The organism is bacterium (genome assembly GCA_014360495.1).
GTDB lineage: Bacteria > Armatimonadota > JACIXR01 > JACIXR01 > JACIXR01 > JACIXR01.
The window spans coordinates 12605-31145 of the sequence record JACIXR010000005.1; the positions used below are offsets into that span (position 1 = coordinate 12605).

General features: G+C 43.2%; 16 protein-coding genes and 1 pseudogene. 14 read left to right on the forward strand and 3 right to left on the reverse strand.

The window, feature by feature from the left end; genetic code table 11:
• Positions 1-6: 6 nt before the first annotated feature.
• From H5T88_05190 to H5T88_05220, 7 genes are all read left to right on the forward strand, one after another.
• On the forward strand, positions 7-924 hold the full coding sequence (locus H5T88_05190) for a hypothetical protein (protein MBC7329739.1): 918 nt from the start codon (positions 7-9) through the stop codon (positions 922-924).
• Between the two features lie 157 nt (positions 925-1081).
• On the forward strand, positions 1082-2098 hold the full coding sequence (locus H5T88_05195; protein MBC7329740.1) for a hypothetical protein: 1017 nt from the start codon (positions 1082-1084) through the stop codon (positions 2096-2098).
• A 356-nt stretch (positions 2099-2454) separates the two neighbouring features.
• Positions 2455-3342: a hypothetical protein gene (locus tag H5T88_05200; protein ID MBC7329741.1), complete on the forward strand. Its 888-nt coding sequence runs from the start codon at positions 2455-2457 to the stop codon at positions 3340-3342.
• 12 nt (positions 3343-3354) lie between these two features.
• Entirely contained in the window at positions 3355-4836 is a 1482-nt protein-coding gene (locus H5T88_05205; protein ID MBC7329742.1) for a hypothetical protein, read from the forward strand.
• Between the two features lie 544 nt (positions 4837-5380).
• Complete coding sequence (locus tag H5T88_05210; protein MBC7329743.1) at positions 5381-6460, forward strand: hypothetical protein; 1080 nt, start codon at positions 5381-5383, stop codon at positions 6458-6460.
• Between the two features lie 121 nt (positions 6461-6581).
• Complete coding sequence (locus H5T88_05215; protein ID MBC7329744.1) at positions 6582-8777, forward strand: tetratricopeptide repeat protein; 2196 nt, start codon at positions 6582-6584, stop codon at positions 8775-8777.
• A 193-nt stretch (positions 8778-8970) separates the two neighbouring features.
• Positions 8971-9168 (forward strand): hypothetical protein, encoded by a 198-nt coding sequence (locus H5T88_05220; protein MBC7329745.1) that lies wholly within the window; start codon positions 8971-8973, stop codon positions 9166-9168.
• Positions 9169-9303: 135 nt separating this feature from the next.
• Here H5T88_05220 and era read toward each other — a convergent pair whose 3' ends face one another.
• Genes era through H5T88_05235 form a run of 3 tightly spaced genes read right to left on the reverse strand, consistent with a single transcriptional unit; the run spans position 9304 to position 12855 of the window.
• Positions 9304-10236 (reverse strand): GTPase Era, encoded by a 933-nt coding sequence (gene era / locus H5T88_05225; protein ID MBC7329746.1) that lies wholly within the window; start codon positions 10234-10236, stop codon positions 9304-9306.
• Entirely contained in the window at positions 10236-11513 is a 1278-nt protein-coding gene (serS, locus tag H5T88_05230) for a serine--tRNA ligase (GenBank protein MBC7329747.1), read from the reverse strand. Before serS ends, era begins: the two co-directional genes overlap by 1 nt.
• Before the next feature lies 1 nt (position 11514).
• Positions 11515-12855: a glutamine synthetase gene (locus H5T88_05235; protein ID MBC7329748.1), complete on the reverse strand. Its 1341-nt coding sequence runs from the start codon at positions 12853-12855 to the stop codon at positions 11515-11517.
• A gap of 371 nt (positions 12856-13226) precedes the next feature.
• Here H5T88_05235 and H5T88_05240 point away from each other — a divergent pair, with 371 nt between their 5' ends.
• From H5T88_05240 to H5T88_05270, 7 genes and pseudogenes are all read left to right on the forward strand, one after another.
• A complete protein-coding gene (locus tag H5T88_05240) occupies positions 13227-14219 on the forward strand; it encodes a Gfo/Idh/MocA family oxidoreductase (GenBank protein MBC7329749.1) in 993 nt (330 codons plus the stop codon).
• Between the two features lie 4 nt (positions 14220-14223).
• Positions 14224-14998, forward strand: a pseudogene (locus H5T88_05245) (hypothetical protein).
• Positions 14995-15423, forward strand: a complete 429-nt coding sequence (locus tag H5T88_05250) for an ACT domain-containing protein (GenBank protein ID MBC7329750.1) — start codon at positions 14995-14997, stop codon at positions 15421-15423. The pseudogene H5T88_05245 and the gene H5T88_05250 overlap by 4 nt, the downstream one beginning before the upstream one ends.
• Before the next feature lie 4 nt (positions 15424-15427).
• A complete protein-coding gene (rpiB, locus tag H5T88_05255; GenBank protein MBC7329751.1) occupies positions 15428-15883 on the forward strand; it encodes a ribose 5-phosphate isomerase B in 456 nt (151 codons plus the stop codon).
• Positions 15884-15900: 17 nt separating this feature from the next.
• Positions 15901-17160, forward strand: coding sequence for a serine hydroxymethyltransferase (locus H5T88_05260; protein MBC7329752.1), 1260 nt, complete (start codon positions 15901-15903; stop codon positions 17158-17160).
• On the forward strand, positions 17148-17600 hold the full coding sequence (locus H5T88_05265) for a dCMP deaminase family protein (protein ID MBC7329753.1): 453 nt from the start codon (positions 17148-17150) through the stop codon (positions 17598-17600). The genes H5T88_05260 and H5T88_05265 overlap by 13 nt, the downstream gene beginning before the upstream one ends.
• Positions 17597-18541: an undecaprenyl/decaprenyl-phosphate alpha-N-acetylglucosaminyl 1-phosphate transferase gene (locus H5T88_05270; GenBank protein MBC7329754.1), complete on the forward strand. Its 945-nt coding sequence runs from the start codon at positions 17597-17599 to the stop codon at positions 18539-18541. The genes H5T88_05265 and H5T88_05270 overlap by 4 nt, the downstream gene beginning before the upstream one ends.

Consider the following 18541-nt stretch of genomic DNA (forward strand, 5'->3'; position numbering starts at 1 on the left):
GCAAATATGGTCTCAAAGACCGAAAATGGTCAAACAACGACATATGTTTACAACTTTGAGGACAAGATGGTTCAAGTGAACTTGACAAGTGGAGCGAGTATATTTTATAATTATGACCACGAAGGCAAAAGGATAGGAAAGACTATGGACGGAACGACGAAAGACTATTATTTTGATGGTGATGATTTGATAATTGAAGCTCAAGGAGAGAATATATTGGCTTACTACACCCAAGGTCAAGGATTGATAAGCCAACACCGAAACAACGCTTCTTATTTCTATCACTACGACGGTCTCGGCTCAACGAAGGCTCTAACCGATGCTAATCAAAACATCCAAAGCTCCACAATTTATGACGCATGGGGAAATATTCTCCAAGCTACTGGCACAATCACAAATCCCTATCTATATGTTGGCGAGCTCGGGTATTATGGAGATGCAGGGATGTATCTTTTGACTCAAAGATGGTATAATCTTACGATTGGAAGGTTTGTTGTGAGGGACCAAAGTAAAGAGGGTGTTAATTATTATCTTTATGCTTTTAATAATTCCCTTATCTTTGTGGACCCCACAGGATATACCACCAAGTCATACCCTGATGTGGGCGTTATAGGCTGGACCGGTGTATGCGATTCTTATTCTTTTGTCGTCGGGATTGGGGGAATTAAGGGTCATTTAGACTTAAGTTGTGTATGGCGTTCTAGTAAGTGTCCCCATAAAGGACTAAGATTTTGGGTTTCAGCAAAGTATTCATGTTTTTGTATAGGTGGAAACGTAGGGGTGGATAGCCATAGTTGTGATTGCTTAGCTAAATCGCTTGCTGGGCTCTTTGGAGAGAATGTGCAATGGAATATAAATGCGTTGAAAATCATTCAAGTGATTTTCTCATATAATGAAGAAGGGGTATGTATAGGGGAGGGCTAACATTGAGTGTTGGATTACTTTCATATTGTAAATGTAAAGTTCAAGTCAAGGATATAGGAGGGATAACCCCAATTAAGGAATGATGGAATTTTTACCCTGCAAGAAATTATTTGAGGGGCGATATCCATACTGGTTTACCTTTCTATTACATCTCCTTTTGACAATTATAATATTTTATATCTTAGGGTTTATCTTTTTCCCCCTTATTTTATTACAATTAAGTCCAAAAATAGAAAATTTCCTGTCTTCCTTCAACTCCTCTTCAAATCCATATTTAGTGAAAGATATAAACGATATCGCTTTTCGTGTCCTGCAATTGGCAAGCTCGCTTCGCAAAATTGGTTTCTGGATTCCCATTCGGAATATACCCTTAGCTATCCTCATTACCTATGCCCTCTGGATAGTAGCTCCTTCTTTGTTCTACAAGGCTTTCATTGTTGGAGAGGATGGCGTTTACCTTATCAGCAAGAGAATCATAAAGATACCCTGGAATAAAATTAAAGGGATAGGTAAACATAGGCTATGGATGCTTATATATTTGGAAAATGAACGAAAAATCCCTCTTGGAATCGTTTTTGTGGTTAAAGCATTGCCTGGATTTAAAGATTTTGAAAAGATAGTGAAAACATATGCGATAGGTAAGCAATCGGTTTCTATGCCTCTTTGCCCAGGTATCTATAAGTATTCTACTTATCATTGGTATTTGCGATTTATCGCCATTTTTTTAATCCTTTTGTTTTTTGTGAATTCCCCGTTTATACTTTATCCATTTTTCTTAGAAGAACCAAATAGAGCCTATCTTCCTTCTTTCCATCTTCTACTTTCCGTCATCTTTTATAATCTTTCTTTTCTTTATTTATACTGTAACGATATTTCGCCCATGCTTTTTCCAAGGGAGGTTCGGATTGAGAATAAAGGTGTTATTGTGCAATCCCTTTTTAAAAAGACCTTCATCCCCAGAGAAAATATTCAAACTGTTCAAAGCGGTGTAGTGCTTTTTCAATTTGGGAGTGTGCTTTCTTTAAAAGCTTCACTCCTGTTATTCACGACAACAGAAGTTAACATATTTAAAATGATAGTGCTTCCACCGGAGTTACCACCTACGGCGAAAAGCAAAAACGAACAAGGTGGTGAAGGTGAGAATGGAAATATTTTACCTGATGTTAATGTTTAACAATTTGTTATGGGCAATCGTCGGTGGGTATTTGGGGAAAATTTATCATAGAAAAACGATAAGTGGTGTTTGTATTGGGATTCTGTTAGGATGGTTAGGATGTGTTTTTCTTTTTCTCTTATCACTGGAAAAAGAGAGAACAGACACGGAGGCGATGAAATAGCCTTGACTCGTTTGTTTTCAATATTACATGAAGGAAATCTTGAGAATGGCTTTTCTTTTGGTTAGCTATTGCGAGGGTCTAATATAATGAGGCGATACCTGATATCATCACGGGTCTCAAATGTTATGAAATCATACAAGAATTTAACAAATTGCTAAGACCGGTTTATAATTTTAAAAAAGAGGTGAGTTAGTTGTTTAAAAAATTAAACATAGGCGCATCCGCAATAAGGGAAGCGATAACTATATGTTTATATTGTCTTCTAATGATGGGTCTTTTCCTTGTTGGCTCTTATAATGTGGAGGCAAGCGATGCAAAAATAAGCAAAATCCTATCCCAGCTAAGGAAAGTAATGGAATCCCCCGAGTTGGAAATTGTTGTAAGCATGGATGAAGGGTATGTAAAAGGACCCAATGGTGAAATTAGACAGCGCTCATACCCTGCCGATGGGGGACGGGTAAGATTTTACACTGATTCTTCTGGAAAGTGGCGTTACGAAAGCGGTGATTCCCTTGTTGTCTACGATGGAAAATATTGGTGGAAATATTCCCGGAAGAGGAATGTTTTCTCAAAAAAATCCATCACATCGGGATTCGCGAATTTTACTAAGCAAACTTATAAAAGAGCGCTATTAACAGCTTTTACATTTGCACTCCCTTTCAATGATGACCCTTTGCAAAAGGGGAAGCCGTGGGATTTCAATAAGGCTACCGTAAAGTGGGATGTAATCAATGGCAGGAAAGCTTTGCTTCTTGTGGTTCCCTCTTTTAAAGAGGCTTTTGAAACTTCCCCTTATTCAGCTGACCCAAAAGAACGTGAGAAGAGGACCGGCACGATGACTTTTAATTTTAAGGTCTGGGCAGACCCGAAAACCTATCTTCCAATCGCGATTCAAGTAGAGATGAAAATGGAAAAAGTTGAAAACCCTGAATTTAAGGGATGCATAGAGGTTCATTCATTAAAGATACATAAACTTTCCTTTAATCCAGCAATCAAAAAGGATATGTTCATCTTTGTCCCTCCTAAGGGGGCAAAGGAGATAAACCCCGCTGAGTGGAATGATTACTATTTAAAGAGGTGATTATGTTATCAAATGAGAAAATCGTTTCCACTGAAAACATTGACAATCCTCGCTTTAGGGATGTTTTTCTTGCAAGCTACCTTTTCAGGTGCTTCTTCAAACGATGATGTGCTCCGAACCGTCTTTGAAAAGCTCAAGGGGAAAGAATCCGGTCTCAAAACAATAACTCTTAATTTCACAATATCGTTGCAACAAACAGCATCATCCGAGAGTGTGCGGACTTCCTCCGAAGGGTGGAGAAGTTTTTCTTCAAGGGATTATCTGTGGCAAATGAAAGGCGAAAAGATGAAATTGGAGCGGAAGGGAGAAACGCAGCAAGAATCCAAAACAATTGCTTCATTTGATGGAGAGAAATTTTTTCGTTTCATTTATTATGAAGAACTTATGCAAGGTCAGAGGGAAGTCCAGAGCTCAAAGAAATATAAGCCCGGAGATGTTGTGCAAGTTCACATTTATGGTGAGCCAACACCTCTTCCCGATGCTTATGTGGGTGATATTTATGTTCCCCTTGGTTATCTCGGCCTGGGTATAAATAAGGAAAAGATTGCCGCTCTCCTTGAAGAAAGCAAGACATCTTTGGTTGGAAAAGAAAATATAGCTGGCGATTTATGTTATATCATAGAAGTGATAAAAGATGAGGAATTTCAGACTTCTAAAGGTGCGAAAACCGTTTTTCGGTGGAGATGGAGGCTTCGGATTGACCCGAACTTAAGCTGGAGCATACTTCGGCGCGTTGATTATGCCCCCGATGGAAGAGTTGTTTATACATTGGAATTTGAAGATTTTAAAAGCTATGCCGAGGGAATTTTTCTTCCGACTAAAGCAACTTCCACCCTGTATTTTTACGATGAGGTAATAAAGAAGAACCTTCCAATTTCCAAGAAAAAATTTGTTGTTAATGAATGCAAAATCAATCAAGATATTCCTGACCAGGTTTTTTCCCCTCAAATTCCTGATGGTGTTCTGGTTTGGGATGCCCGAGTAGATGAGGTTTATGTAGCGGGTCAGAAACAACCTACTGATGAAGACATCTTGTATGTTGCCGAGGCAGCGAGGAGTTTCAGAAACGGGGAAATGGGTTTGGAGGAGATAGAAAAGAACTTTGGTCCCCAAAAGGGGCAGAGGTCGTATAAAAATTGTGGTCCCAACGCCCTCCTTGCCATATGCGGGATTTTGGGGGTAAAGACGAGCTCAAAAGAGATAGCACAGCTTGCAGGCGCTGATGAGAAAGGTTTTACCTCTATGGCTGGTTTGAAGAAGGCAGCTGAGGCGCTGGGCTTGAAGGTGGAAGGCTTGGATATAACGATTGATGATTTGAGGAAATCAAACAAGCTCGCAATAGCCTTCATTCCTCCCAACCATTATATAGTAGTTGTTGGTTTCGCTGATGATAAAGTCGTGCTCATAGACCCTCCCACCATTCTTGGGGTTACTCCTATCTTCGCCCTTGATACCCTATGGGATGGAAGGGCTTTATTAATAAGCAAGCCATAATATTCTCGTTCTTTCTTGCAAATTGTATCCTCCAGGTAAGACCTCAAAGGGTTTACCAATCAGTGGTTGTAGACCATGCTTATCTTCGTATAGCACATTCACTGTATGATTCTGGCACAATCCATATCCTTTTGGTGGCAATCTGTTCCCAACCCTTACTGGCTTTGACCTTGATAATAAAGCTGTTTATGTGTATGTAGAAAATTTATGCGACAAGCCCTTAAATGTTAAAAAGCTATTTCTTGATAACCAAGATGTAACATCTCAAATCGCTAATCATATAAGGGCTATCCCGGCTTTTGGAAAGGATTGCTTAGTGGTTAGCCTAAGCAGACCTTTAAACCAGGGGGAATTTGCCACATTTAAATTGGAAACAGAAGAAGGTAATATAGCGGAAGCTACTGTAAGGGTTTTTTCCTTTTTCCCGATCACCTCGTGGGATGGTGACGACCGACAGGAACTGGATTTTGATTCTCGCCCTTTCTTGAACCTTTACACGTCTAATCCAGAAAAGCTCGTTGAATTTAAGAACAGGTCTCCGAATATGGTTAATTTATTGTTTGATGACCCTGTAGGTATGGATATAAAGAGCAGCTCCTCCAATGGGAATAGCCAGATTTTAACTACTGTCTGCCTTAGAGATGCGGAAAAGTTTCGCGCGTACTTCATATATGGTGAACTCGCCGATTCGCTTGCGATTAATCCCTGTGAAGGAGTTTATTACTTGCATCGTCCCCTCAAAGATGGTTATGAAGCCCAACTTGGGATAGAGAGGGAAATTGGGAAGATAAATCGGGGAATAAGAGAAGTTAGTGAACTTCTTAAAATTGGTGACCTATTCCAAATGGCTGAATCGTCCAATCCCCAGGTTGAGACATATTCTATTCTTTGTGGGGATAAAGGTATCATAGTCATCCTTATAAATCACGATTACGGAGGTAAACTTATTTATATTTTGCTTTTACTTCCTTTCCAACTTATCAAGGCTTCCCCGGATGCTTTTATCTCTCAGCTTAAAACTTTAAACTTGTGTCCTCAAAATGCCTATCTTGGAGATGTAGTGAAGGTAAGAGTTCACGCAAGAGATTTTCTCAAATATCCAATCCTTTTGGATAATAAACCAATTGGTTATATGCTCTGCCGGACGAACGGAGACATTGAAGAATTTAGTTTATCTCCCTTTCCCGCAAAGAGTCTCGTTTCGGTTAAAAGTTTTCCCCGCTACAAATACTTCCTGAATAGTCATGCTACTGTGTGTGGGATGCTTCTTGACCATCTTGGGTTGAGAGGAAACGAGAACGAGAAAAGTTTCGTTGCAAGCATTAATTTATTTATAGAAAAATGCATATGCAACCAACAGGGACAGCCTCTCATTTACGATATCGCAAAAGGTCTTCAAGATTTCGCCACTTATAAAAAGAGAAAGCTCTTAATAAGGGGGGCACGGCAAAGAGCAAAAGAAAGGAGGGAAGCGGATACGTTTTTGGGGGTTGGGCAACTTATAATGGGAAAAGAGACGTACCTTGTTCTCTGGGATGCAAAAATGGATAATTTCCTGGCTAAAAATTGGAATGGTTCGCATACAAACATAATCGTTACAGAGGTTAGCTTGGGGAAATGGTGAAAAGCGGGTTTAACCTGTTTTGGATATTGAGCAGTGCTTCGCGTTGATTTATAATTATTGTCGGGAAGAGATATGCTTGCTTGAGTAGCAAGCAATAAAAATTTTTATGGAGGCGATTACTATGAAAAGGGGTCTCTGTTTATGCTATCTTATTTTTGGCTTCATTATTTTCTCATTGACGCAACAGGGACGATTCAATGAGGGGGAAAAGTATTTTAATCAAGGTAATTATAGTAAAGCAATGTCAATATTTAGAGAGATTTATCAGAGAAAAACGAAAGACGAATTAACCGCAAAATCCGCTTTGAGATTGGGGCAATGTTATCTGGCTTTTAAATCATATGAAAACGCAAGGCAGTTCTTCAAGGAAGCACATAAATGGGGCGGGGCTATAGCTGATGAAGCCCAAATGGGAATAGCTTTAACCTATCTTGGAGAGAAAAAATATGACATAGCAATTGAGAACCTTACGAGCCTCATATCGCAATCCTATAGGGAGGAAATCCTCGCCTACTCCCATTATAATAGGGCGCTGTGCTATGAGGGGAAAAATTGGATTAAGAAGGCTATGGAAGACTTACAGGAAGCGAGGAAGAGGGCTAAAAAAGATGATAACCTCCTTCAAGCGATAAAAGAGGAGCTCAAAAAGTGCGAGTCTTTATATAAGGAATTCCAAGAGAAGGAAAATTCCTACCTCCAGAAAATAAAAGCAGACGAAGCTTTCGGCGATTACGAGAGCTGTGCCGGTTCCCTCAGAGAGCTCGCAAGGCTTTGCGAGGATTGGGGAGAGATGGATAAGGCTATTGACTACGAACTTCAAGCTATTGAGTACTCCCAATCGGAGGAGTTCCGAGCAGGAAGTTTGATGAATATCGCCTGGCGCTACTGCAAGGAGAAAAAATATGAGGCATCCGCCAAGACCTTCAAAAAAGTAGTGGATGAATATCCCTACAGCCAATACGCAGCTGAAGCTCTTTTGCGGGCAGGAGATATGTATTCTTCAGCGGGTAAAAATGAAGAAGCTATGAGATGTTATCAGGAATTTCTTGAAAAATTCCCAAATGACGAAAAGGCGTCAACTGTGATGCTAAACTTGGCTTGGGCTTTGTTTGGGAAGGGCGAGGAGAGCTCTATGGAAAGTTTATTTGAGAAGGTAGCGAAAAGCTTTCCCCAAACTGAAATCGGCTACTTCGCCCTCGGCTATCTCAATGAACTAAGGGGAAAATATAAGGAAGCAATAGAAGCATATAAAAAATGTCAAGATTATAATGGAGCATATTATTTCCTCGCTACTAATGGTATAGGCGTTTGTCTTTATAACATGGGTAAATCGGACGATATTGCAAGTCTGCGGGAATGTTTCAAAGTTTATGCTTCCCTCCTCCGAAGGGAGGATACCCCTGAACCTATAAAACAACAAGCTATGTATTTAGCAACCTTAGCTTCATTGAATCCACGATTAGATAGGAATCTGGGGTATAAGCAGCTTTGGGAGATAAAGGATTTGCTTTTAGAGGATGAGGGTTCATTTCTTCCTTATTTAATGAAGACTCAGGTTTATCTCGCCCTCAGCAGGTGTTATTTACAGATAGGCGAGCTGGAGAAAGCTGTAGAACTTTGGTCATCAGGTATTCCCTATGTTATTCCGAATGTGTCCCCATCTATTGATTTCCTTCACCTCCTATCTTCTAAGTTTTCTCCTATCGTTCAACAATCAAATATTTTCTCCAAATATGGTGGAAACATAGATAAATGCAGTTTCGCCTCAATTGAAAGCTTCTTCTTCCCCAAAGGCAGAGATTATCCCGAGGTTTATGTCATATACGGAACGCACCGTGATTCCCAATGGAAATCGTTTTATGAGAGCGTTGTCAAGGAAATGATTTCCTCTGATACTTTCATAACCTACCCTGAAGACAAAATCAAAGTTATGAAAGACGAGGAGGCAACAGATGAGGATTTGAAAAAGGCAAATCTATTGTTAATTGGCTCGCTAAGCGATAACTCGGTAATTGAGAAAATTAGGGATTCCCTTCCGATAAAGTTGGGTGACAAGTTCGTAGAGATAAGGGAAAGAAGATACGAAGGCGATGCTATCTTCCTTATTATGAATGTTCCCAGTCCCTTCAACAAAGAGAAACAGGTTTTGATAATCTGGTCTACTAATCCTGCTATTTCCTCTAAACAAATGAAGGGACTTTTTGGGTGGCCACTAAATTATGTTATTTCCAAAGGTGGGTTTCCCTCTAAAGAGGAATCTATCCTTGAGGCTGGTTTCTTCTACGAATGCCCGGATGGTAAATTAGAAGCATTTTAAAATTCTCCAAATTGTGGAAGTTCTTATATCCAGTTTAATGAATAGGAGAAGGAAAAAGTATATTTGCCTTTGGCTCGTTTATTCTAACCATAGTGGTTGGGCAGTTGTTCATTTTAGTTCGTCAAAATGCGCCAATTCTTGTTAGATACAAATTTGGGGTCATCCTCTGAACGCTATAATTGGCGCTTTACCTTTGGCAGAAGTTGATGTCCAGAGAAGATGCCTGCTTGGAGCCCTTATGGGTTTCTGCGGAGTTATATACAGTTTTATAATTGGCTGGTTTTTAGCTCATTCCGTTAAAGATAGGCATCCTTATATTAGCATGTATAATTTAATGGCGATAGCATCTATAGCCGTTATTTTTGGAATAGGCGGTTTAATAGGGGGATAATAGCGGACAAGATACATATGAAACGAATTATATTGGAGGATGAGTAAGAGAAGCTTATTCTGGTGCTCGTTTCTCTTTTGAAAGATGAAAAGGGAAAAGAGGATTGGGAAAAATTTCAAAGATTGCTGTTGATTGTTAACGCTTTGAGTGTCTCTTATGAGACCCTTTCTTGAGGTAGCCGAATTCCTCTAAAGCTTTTATGTCGCTTCGCCATTTCTCCCACGCTCTCACTATCAGGTCAAGATAAACAGGTTGATTCAATACCCGTTCACATCTCAAACGCGCTAAATGGGATGCCTGGGATATCAGTCCCCCTTTATATCCTATTATTGAAGATACTCGTTTCTCATTGTCAACATACAAATAGGCGATGATGTGGGTTTTGCCTTTTCCCACTGGTGGTCTTATCTCCTTTACCCTCACCTCCATCCTATTCGGTTCCCTATCGTGGAAGAAGTTCGTCACCTCTTCCCTTATCGCTTCCTGAACGGCGAACCAATCGGGCGGCGGTGGAGGTGGATTCTTAAATATTGGCTCCCTCTCCGGCAAATACAACTTTATTCTCTTGAGAAGGAAGTCAAGATTTTCCTTAAGCAAAGCGGATACAGGGAGCGTCTCAAGAAAAAATGTCTTCTTGAAAGCCTTGAGATATTCTTCCGTCCTTTCCTCTAATCTGAAATTCTTCACCGCGTCCATTTTATTTATGAGCAGGAAAGCGGGAACTTTGCTTTTCCTTATCTTAGCACAAAGCTGAAGCTCGGTAGGGGAAGGAGGGAAAGTCGCATCCACTACCATAAGCGCCAAATCGGAGGAAGTTAGCGCCCCTTTTATAAACGAGTTCATTATCTTCTCCAATTTGTTCTTTGGGATGATGAAAGTGGGGGTATCAATGAGCACTATTTGGCAATCATCCAAGTTCAAAACGCCTGTCATAGGACGCCTTGTAGCCCCCGCCCACCGCGTCACTATTGATCTCTTCTCCCCCAATAAAGAATTAAAAAGGGTGGATTTTCCTACATTACCTCTTCCAACTATAGCGACCCTTCCGCACTTTACCTTTCCCGCCATCAGGGAGGGATATGGCTTATTCCTCCAAGATAGGGACGGAGAGCCTCAGGTACTCTTATCCTACCATCCTCTTCCTGATAATTCTCTATTAAGGCGGCAAGGGTCCTGCCGACAGCTAGCCCCGAGCCGTTGAGTGTGTGAACGAAGCGAGGAGGAGAGGTGGGTGTTTCCCTATATCTAATATTCCCCCTTCTCGCTTGGAAATCGGTGCAATTTGAACAGGAGGAAACCTCTATAAACTTTCCCATCCCGGGAAACCAAGCCTCTATATCGTATTTCTTCGCAGCCGAGAAGCCCAAATCTCCCACGCACACATTCACGACTCTATAGGGAATCTCCAACCTTCTCAGGACTTCCTCCGCGTCATCAACGAGCTTCTCAAGTTCCTCATATGATTCCTCCGGCTTAGTGAACTTGAACAACTCCACTTTGTCAAATTGGTGATGACGAATTAATCCTCTTATCTCCTTTCCCCAAGAGCCCGCTTCCTCTCTGAAGCAGGGAGTGTAGGCCACATATTTCAGGGGTAGAAGGTCGCCGGGAAGGATTTCGTCCCTATGGAGATTCGCAAGGGGAAGCTCAGCTGTGGGGATGAGGAAGAAGCCATCTTTGGTTTGAAAGAGGTCATCAGCAAATTTGGGAAGGTGGGCTGAGGTAAGGCAAGAGGTTTGGTTTGCGAGCAGGGGAGGTGAGACCTCTATATAGCCATGCTCCTTTGTATGAAGGTCAAGCATGAAATCAATCAAAGCTCTCACTAACTTTGCGCCCCAATTCAAAAAGAGAGGAAAGCGAGAGCCAGCGATATCAGCGGCTTTTTCCAAATCGAATAAACCGAGCTTTTTCCCTATCTCCCAATGGGGTTTCACTTCAAATGGGAATCGGCGTATCTCTCCCCATCTTCTGACCTCTTCGTTTTCCTCATCCGTTTGTCCCTCGGGGACGCTTGAATGAGGAAGATTGGGGATGGAGAGCAATATCTCTCGCCAGCGTCCCTCTATTTCCCTTTGCTCAGCCAGTTTCTCCTTCAGAACTTCGGAGATGTGCTTCATCTCCTCAAGCAAAGTTTTGGGGATTTCCTTTTTATTTCGTTTCAATTGGGAGATTTCCTTAGAAGCCTTGTTCTGCTTTTCTCTAAGGGATTGAGTCTCTTGGAGGATTTGCCTTCGCCTCTCATCAACGGCGAGGAACTCATCAATAAGGGAATCCTCCATCCCTCTCAATTTGAGCATTGATTTAAACAGGTCAGGATTTTCTCTAATCAGCTTTGGGTCGTGCATTTTAGAGTATGGGAAGATATTTTTCCAGCTCAAAAGATGTGACCTGTGCCCGGTAGAGCTCCCACTCGTTGAGCTTATTCGTTATGAACCTCGTGAAGATATGCTCACCCAAAGTGCGTTTAACGAGCTCGCTTCTTCTCGTTTCACTTATTGCCTCAAAGAGGTCCACGGGCAGGTCGGGGATGCCCTTTTTCTCCCTCTCTTCTTTGGACATCTCATAGACATTCGCCTCAACAGGTGGAGGAAGTTCATATCCTTTTTCTATTCCTTCCAATCCCGCCGCGAGCATAACGGCGAAGCCGAGATAGGGATTCATAGCGGGGTCGGGAACACGAAACTCAGCCCTTATGGAAACTCCGCCATCGGGGCGATAGGCGGGAACTCTTATCATAGTAGTGCGGTTCTTCTGCGCCCAGGAAACATAGACTGGCGCCTCATAGCCGGGAACGAGCCTTTTGTAGGAATTGACCCATTGAGCAACGACGGAGCAGATTTCTCTTGCGTGCTTCAACTGTCCAGCGATGAATCTCTTCGCAACAATGGAAAGATTGTAGGGGTCGGAAGGGTCATAAAAGGCATTTCTATTCTCCTTGATGGAGAAAAGAGATTGGTGGACATGGAGACCGCTGCCGTTCACCCCGTAAATTGGCTTAGGCATAAATGTTGCATAGAAGCCGTGCTTCTGGGCTACTGCCTTCGTCACGAGGCGAGTAGTTATCAAAGCATCGGCAATTGTGAGAGCGTCGGCATATTTCAAATCAAACTCGTGCTGGCTTGCGGAGACCTCATGATGGATTGCCTCTACCTGGATTCCCATAAGTTCAAGCAATTCAACCGTTTCCCTTCTTAGAGCATTAGCCGTTTCAACCGCGATTACATCAAAGTAGCCACCCTTATCTAAAAGCTCGGGCAATTGGGAAGTCTTGAAATAAAAGAATTCCACCTCTGGTCCGACATTATAGATGTAGCCCATCCCCCTTGCTCTTTCCATCTGCTTTTTAAGGGCGAGGCGTGGGTCTCCATCGTAGGGTCTGCCATCCGGATAAAATATATCGCAGAACATCCTCGCGCTCGGTTGGTCCTGGGGAACATAAGGAAGAATGCAGAAGGTGGAGGGGTCGGGAAGGGCAACGATGTCGCTCTCCTCTATCTCCGCATAGCCGGTTATGGAGGAGCCGTCAAAGCCCTTTCCTCGCCTCAAAACCTCTTCAAGCTCGCCCGAAGTTATTGATATGCATTTTAGAAATCCGAGCAAATCAACAAACCAGAGCTCAATGAACTCAATTTTCTTGTCCTTAACTTCCGCTAACACCTTCTTACAGAGCTCTTCCCTTTTGGTCATAGATTCCTCCTATCTAAATAAGATTTTTGGATTAAATTTTAGGATTGGAAGGGCTAAAAGTCAAGACAAACCTTATGATTTATAAAAATTAACGGAGTGAAAGGAGGATTTTCCCTCCTTTACCGAATTTCAACCCCCGATATTTACATTTTTTTCCGGAAAATCATTTTTAAACTTTTTAAAAGCGCTATTTTCTTGATTAGAAACATCTTAATTTTATCGTTTTTATGCTTGTTATCCTACATAGACGCCATTCAACTTCTAGGACGAGTTTGTTCTTTTTAAGAGGGCTTAATTGTTTTTGACTCTCTATTGATAACTCTATTAATTAAGTTATAATTTTAAAAAAACGAAAAAGGAGGAAAGAACAAATGCGACTTGCTGTCATCGGTTCCGGCGGTATGGCTCAAGCCCACATCAAAGTTTTGCAAGACAAAGGCTTCCTGGGGAAAAGAGCCGATATAGTGGCTCTCTGCGACCCCGACCAGAAATCCTTGGATGCCACTGTGAAGCGATTTCCTCAGCTGAACAAGGCAAATCTTTACAATAATTATGAGGAATTGTTGGAGAAAGAGGAACTGGATGCGGTTTTGATAGCCAGCCCCCATACCTGCCATTACGAGCAATTGATTGGCTGTCTGGAGAAGGGACTCAATATACTTGTTGAGAAACCCATGGTTTGCTCCGTTGCGGAGGCGGAGAGGGTTGTTAAGCTCACTGAGGAGAAAGGAGTAATTGTGATGGTGGCTTATCAGCGCCGATTTATGCCTGCCTTCCTCTATGCCAAGGAGCAGATATCCTCAGGAAAGCTTGGCAAGCTTCTCTTCTTCACCGCTTATCAGGCGCAAAATTGGCTACCAGCCGCGCTCTATAGCTGGAGGGGAGAACCCCATTTGAGCGGCGGTGGGCAGATTAACGATTCAGGAAGCCATTTAGTTCACGCTATGTTGTGGCTAACGGAGGCTCGTCCCCTTGAAGTCTTCGCATATATGGAGAAGGAGGAAGCGAGAGTTGATATCCTTTCAGCGCTCGCAATCAAATTCAGCGATGGAATGCTCGGCTCTGTTGGCATAATTGGAGACAATCCAGGTTGGGGAGAGGAGATAGGAGTTTGGGGGAAGAAGGGAGCAATCTTGATAAGGGATGGATGGCAAGTGATTCAGCAGGGAGAGGATGGCAAATACTTCACTCCCAAAGAGCTTCCCGAAGGCAAACCACCCATAGAGGCTTTCCTTGATTGTGTGGAAGGCAAGGAGGATAACCAGGTTCCTCCGGTTTGGGGATTGAGGGTAATCGCTCTTACAGAGGCTGCTTGGCGTTCGGCTGAACAAGGCACTCCCATTAAGGTAGAGGGTTGGAGGTAGAGAAATGAAGCAATTTTATAGCGATGTAGAAGGATTAAGCAGGGAAGAACTGAGGAATCTGCAATCCGAGAGATTAAGGGCATTGGTTAGATATGTTTACGAGAGAATGCCCTTTTACAGGCAAAAATTTGACTCTCTCGGGATAAAGCCAGAGGATATAAAGGATATATCGGATATCACCAAACTTCCCTTCACCACTAAGCAGGACATCGTTGATAATTATCCCCTGAAGCTTCTCGCGGTTCCTATGAAGGAAGTGGTTCGTCTCCAAAGCTCTTCAGGGACTACTGGCAAGAATATTTACATTTCTAACGAAGGAAGCACTTCCCTTGATAAGGTATAGGACAAGGGATATATGCTCGCTAAATCCCGAACCCTGCAAATGTGGGAGAACTTTTTGGCGTCTCTCAAGGATAGAGGGACGCACTGACGATATGATAATCGTGCGGGGAATAAATGTATTCCCATCCCAAATTGAAAGCGTTCTCTTGAGCGTGGGAGGTGTAACACCCTATTACGAGATTATAGTGGATAGAGAGAAGGGGAGATTGGATACATTGGAGTTGAGGGTTGAGGTATCCGAATCGTTCTTATCTGATGAGATGAGGGATTTGGAGGAGTTGCGTGAGAGGATAGAGGAGGCGTTGGAGAGCGCTCTTGATATATCGGTCAATTTAACTTTGGCTGAGCCTGGTAGCATACCGAGAAGCGAGGGAAAGGCGAAAAGGGTTATTGATAAAAGAGAACTATTCCAAAGGGAAGGAGGTGAGAGGAAATGATAAGGCAGTTAGCTGTGTTCTTGGAAAATAAGCCGGGCAGATTAGCGGCGGTGGCTGATTGTCTTGCCAAAGCAGGGATTAACATTAGGGCGCTTTCGGTTGCTGAGACGAAGGACTACGGAGTTGTTAGATTCATACCTAATGAGCCGGAAAAGGCGAAGGAAGCCCTTCTCAAAGAGGGATATGCTGTTATTGAGACGGAGGTATTGGCAGTTGATGTGCCCGACAAGCCTGGTGGATTAGCCTCAGTAACTTCTCTCCTCGCGAAGGAAGGGATAAATATTGAATATTGTTATGCGAGCGTTATAAGGTTGAAGGAAAGCGCTATCCTCATCCTACAGGTTGACGATAAGGAAAGGGCAAGCGCTCTATTGAAGGAAGCGGGCATTCGCTTATTGACGCAGGACGATGTCAAAGCCATTTAAGGATATGCGGATTGCTCTCGGTAGCGACCACGCGGGCTTTCATTTAAAGGAAGAATTGAAGCAGTATCTGAGGGAGAGAGGATGGGAAGTGGAGGATTGTGGTGCTTTCAACACCGCCCCTTCCGATTATCCTGATATAGCTTTCTTTGTAGCGGAGAAGGTGGCGAGGGGAGAGGTGGATAGGGCGATACTTGTTTGTGGGACGGGGATAGGCATGTGTATGGCGTCGGATAAAGTGGAGGGGATTAGGTGTGCTGTATGCACCGACGAAACGACCGCTCGCTTCGCTCGCACTCACAACGATGCGAATATACTTGCCATAGGGGCAAGAATAGTGGGGAGCGAGCTTGCCAAGAGCATCGTAGATGTTTTCTTGAACACGCCCTTCTCTGGGGCAGAGAGACACATAAGAAGGATTAAAAAGATAGAGGAATATGAGAAAAGGAGGAAAAGAGAATGAGAGACAAGGAAATTATGATGGCTTCTTTGAAGGAAGTTGACCCAGATGTCTGGAATGCGATAAAGGGTGAATTAGTAAGGGAAAGGAACAAGCTGGAACTTATTGCCTCGGAGAACTTCGCTCCTCGCGCTGTTTTGGAAGCGGCAGGTTCGATTATGACGAACAAGTATGCCGAGGGATATCCGGGTAGGCGATATTATGGTGGATGCGAGTTTATGGATATCGTTGAGAACCTTGCCATAGAGAGGGCTAAAGCCCTCTTCGGGGCGGAACATGCCAATGTGCAACCCCACTCGGGCACGCAAGCTAATATGGCGGTCTACTTCGCCACTTTAAAGCCTGGAGATACTATTATGGGAATGAACCTCGCCCATGGTGGACATCTTTCCCATGGTAGCCCCGTTAACTTCTCCGGAATTTTCTATAATGTCGTCTTCTACGGAGTTTCAAGGGAAACAGAGATGATAGATTATGAGGAAGTCTATCGTTTGGCTCAGCAGTATAAGCCCAAATTGATAATCGCCGGCGCTTCCGCTTATCCAAGGGTTATAGATTTCCAGAGATTCAAGGAGATAGCAGATGATGTGGGTGCGCTCTTGATGGTTGATATGGCTCACATTGCGGGATTGGTCGCTGCGGGAATCCATCCCTCCCCTGTTCCCTACTCCCACTTCGTGACATCAACAACTCACAAAACGTTGAGAGGTCCCCGCTCGGGATTCATTCTCTGCAAGCAGGAGTTCGCTAAAATCATAGACAAAATGGTGATGCCTGGTATGCAAGGTGGACCATTAATGCATATAATCTCGGCTAAAGCTGTCTGTTTCAAGCTGGCAATGAGCTCTGAATTTAAAGCTTATCAGGAAAGGATAGTAAAAAACGCGAAAGCCCTCGCTAAAGCCTTGTCTGAAAGGGGATTCCGTATAATCTCTGGTGGAACAGACAACCACCTTATGTTGGTAGATGTTAAGTCAAAAGGGATAACGGGAAAGCAGGCGGAGCTTTTGTTGGATGAAGTGGGAATAACTGTCAACAAGAACCTCATTCCCTTTGATGAGGAAAAGCCGATGGTGACTTCGGGTATAAGACTTGGGACACCAGCTCTGACCACGAGAGGAATGGGGGAGGAAGAAATGGAGGAAATAGGGGATATAATTGCAAGCGTTCTATTACATCCCGATGATGAGAATGTCAAGAAGCAGGCAAGGGAGAGGGTAGCGAGATTATGTGAGCGATTCCCTCTATATGAAGGATTGAATGGTTTATGGAAGGATTAACGAGACCCTCTTGGGATGAATATTTTATGCAGATAGCAAGGGTCGTGGCGACCCGTTCAACTTGTTTAAGGAGACAAGTTGGAGCAGTATTAGTTAAGGAGAAAAGGATTCTTACCACAGGTTATAATGGGGCTCCTCGTGGATTGCCTCATTGTCTTGAAGTTGGTTGCTTGAGGGAGCAATTGGGGATTCCCTCGGGTGAGAGACAGGAGCTTTGCCGTGGTTTACACGCAGAGCAAAACGCCATCATTCAAGCTGCTTATTACGGAGTCTCAATTGAAGGAGCTACTCTCTATTGCACCCATCAGCCCTGCATAACTTGCGCGAAGATGTTAATCAATGCGGGAATTAAAAAGATAATCTTTGAGGCACCTTATCCCGATGAATTGGCTGAGCAGATGCTGAAGGAGGCGGGAGTGGAGCTGATAAAGATAAAATGAAATTCCATCCCTTTGTCCTATTTCTCATCGCCTTTGTTCTTTCACTTCTTTTAACTCCTTTTTCCATTTTCATCGCGAAGAAGGTTGGTGCTCTTGCTGTCCCCGATGAACGGAGGCGTCATAAGGGATATATTCCTCAGCTTGGCGGATTAGCCATCTTCCTTTCCTTTGTGTTCACTTCTTTTTTCCTTCTGCTAAAGGGAGTCATAAGTTGGGAGAGTGGATATAACGCGGTCATTGTAGGTGGTGGGTTGATAGTGATTCTGGGGATATTGGACGACATCTTTGAACTTCCCGCTTATCTCAAGTTCATCGGTCAGGCAATTGTCGCTTGCCTAGCTATCGCGATGGGTTTAAGGGTTTCCCTTTTATCATCTCCCTTCAGTGGAGGGTATATCCGTTTGGGAATTATAGGAACGATAGGGACTTTCTTCTGGATTGTGGGACTAATAAACGCGATAAACTTCATTGACGGCTTGGACGGTTTAGCGGCGGGGATATGCGCCATCTCATCCGTAGCCCTTTTCACCCTTTCCCTTTTCCTTCAGAGAATTGAAGTCGCTCTTCTCTTCCTCATCCTCGCCGGTTCTTGTCTCGGCTTTCTTCCCTTCAATTTTTACCCGGCGAAGACATTTATGGGCGACACTGGAGCGATGTTCCTCGGCTACACCATAGCCGTCCTCGCTGTGATGGGAGCGGTTAAAACCGCCCTCCTCGTTTCAATAGGCGTTCCCTTTTTCGTCTTAGCCATTCCGATTATTGATGCCCTTTTCGTTACCTCAAAGAGGATAGCTAACAGACGCTCACCTTTTAGAGGTGATAGGGAACATATTCATTTCACGCTCTTAAACAGAGGATACAGCGAAAGGGAAGTCGTCATTATTCTTTATTTAGCCACGATTCTTTTCTCAGGTTTAGCTTTATTTCTCGCGAGGAGTTGA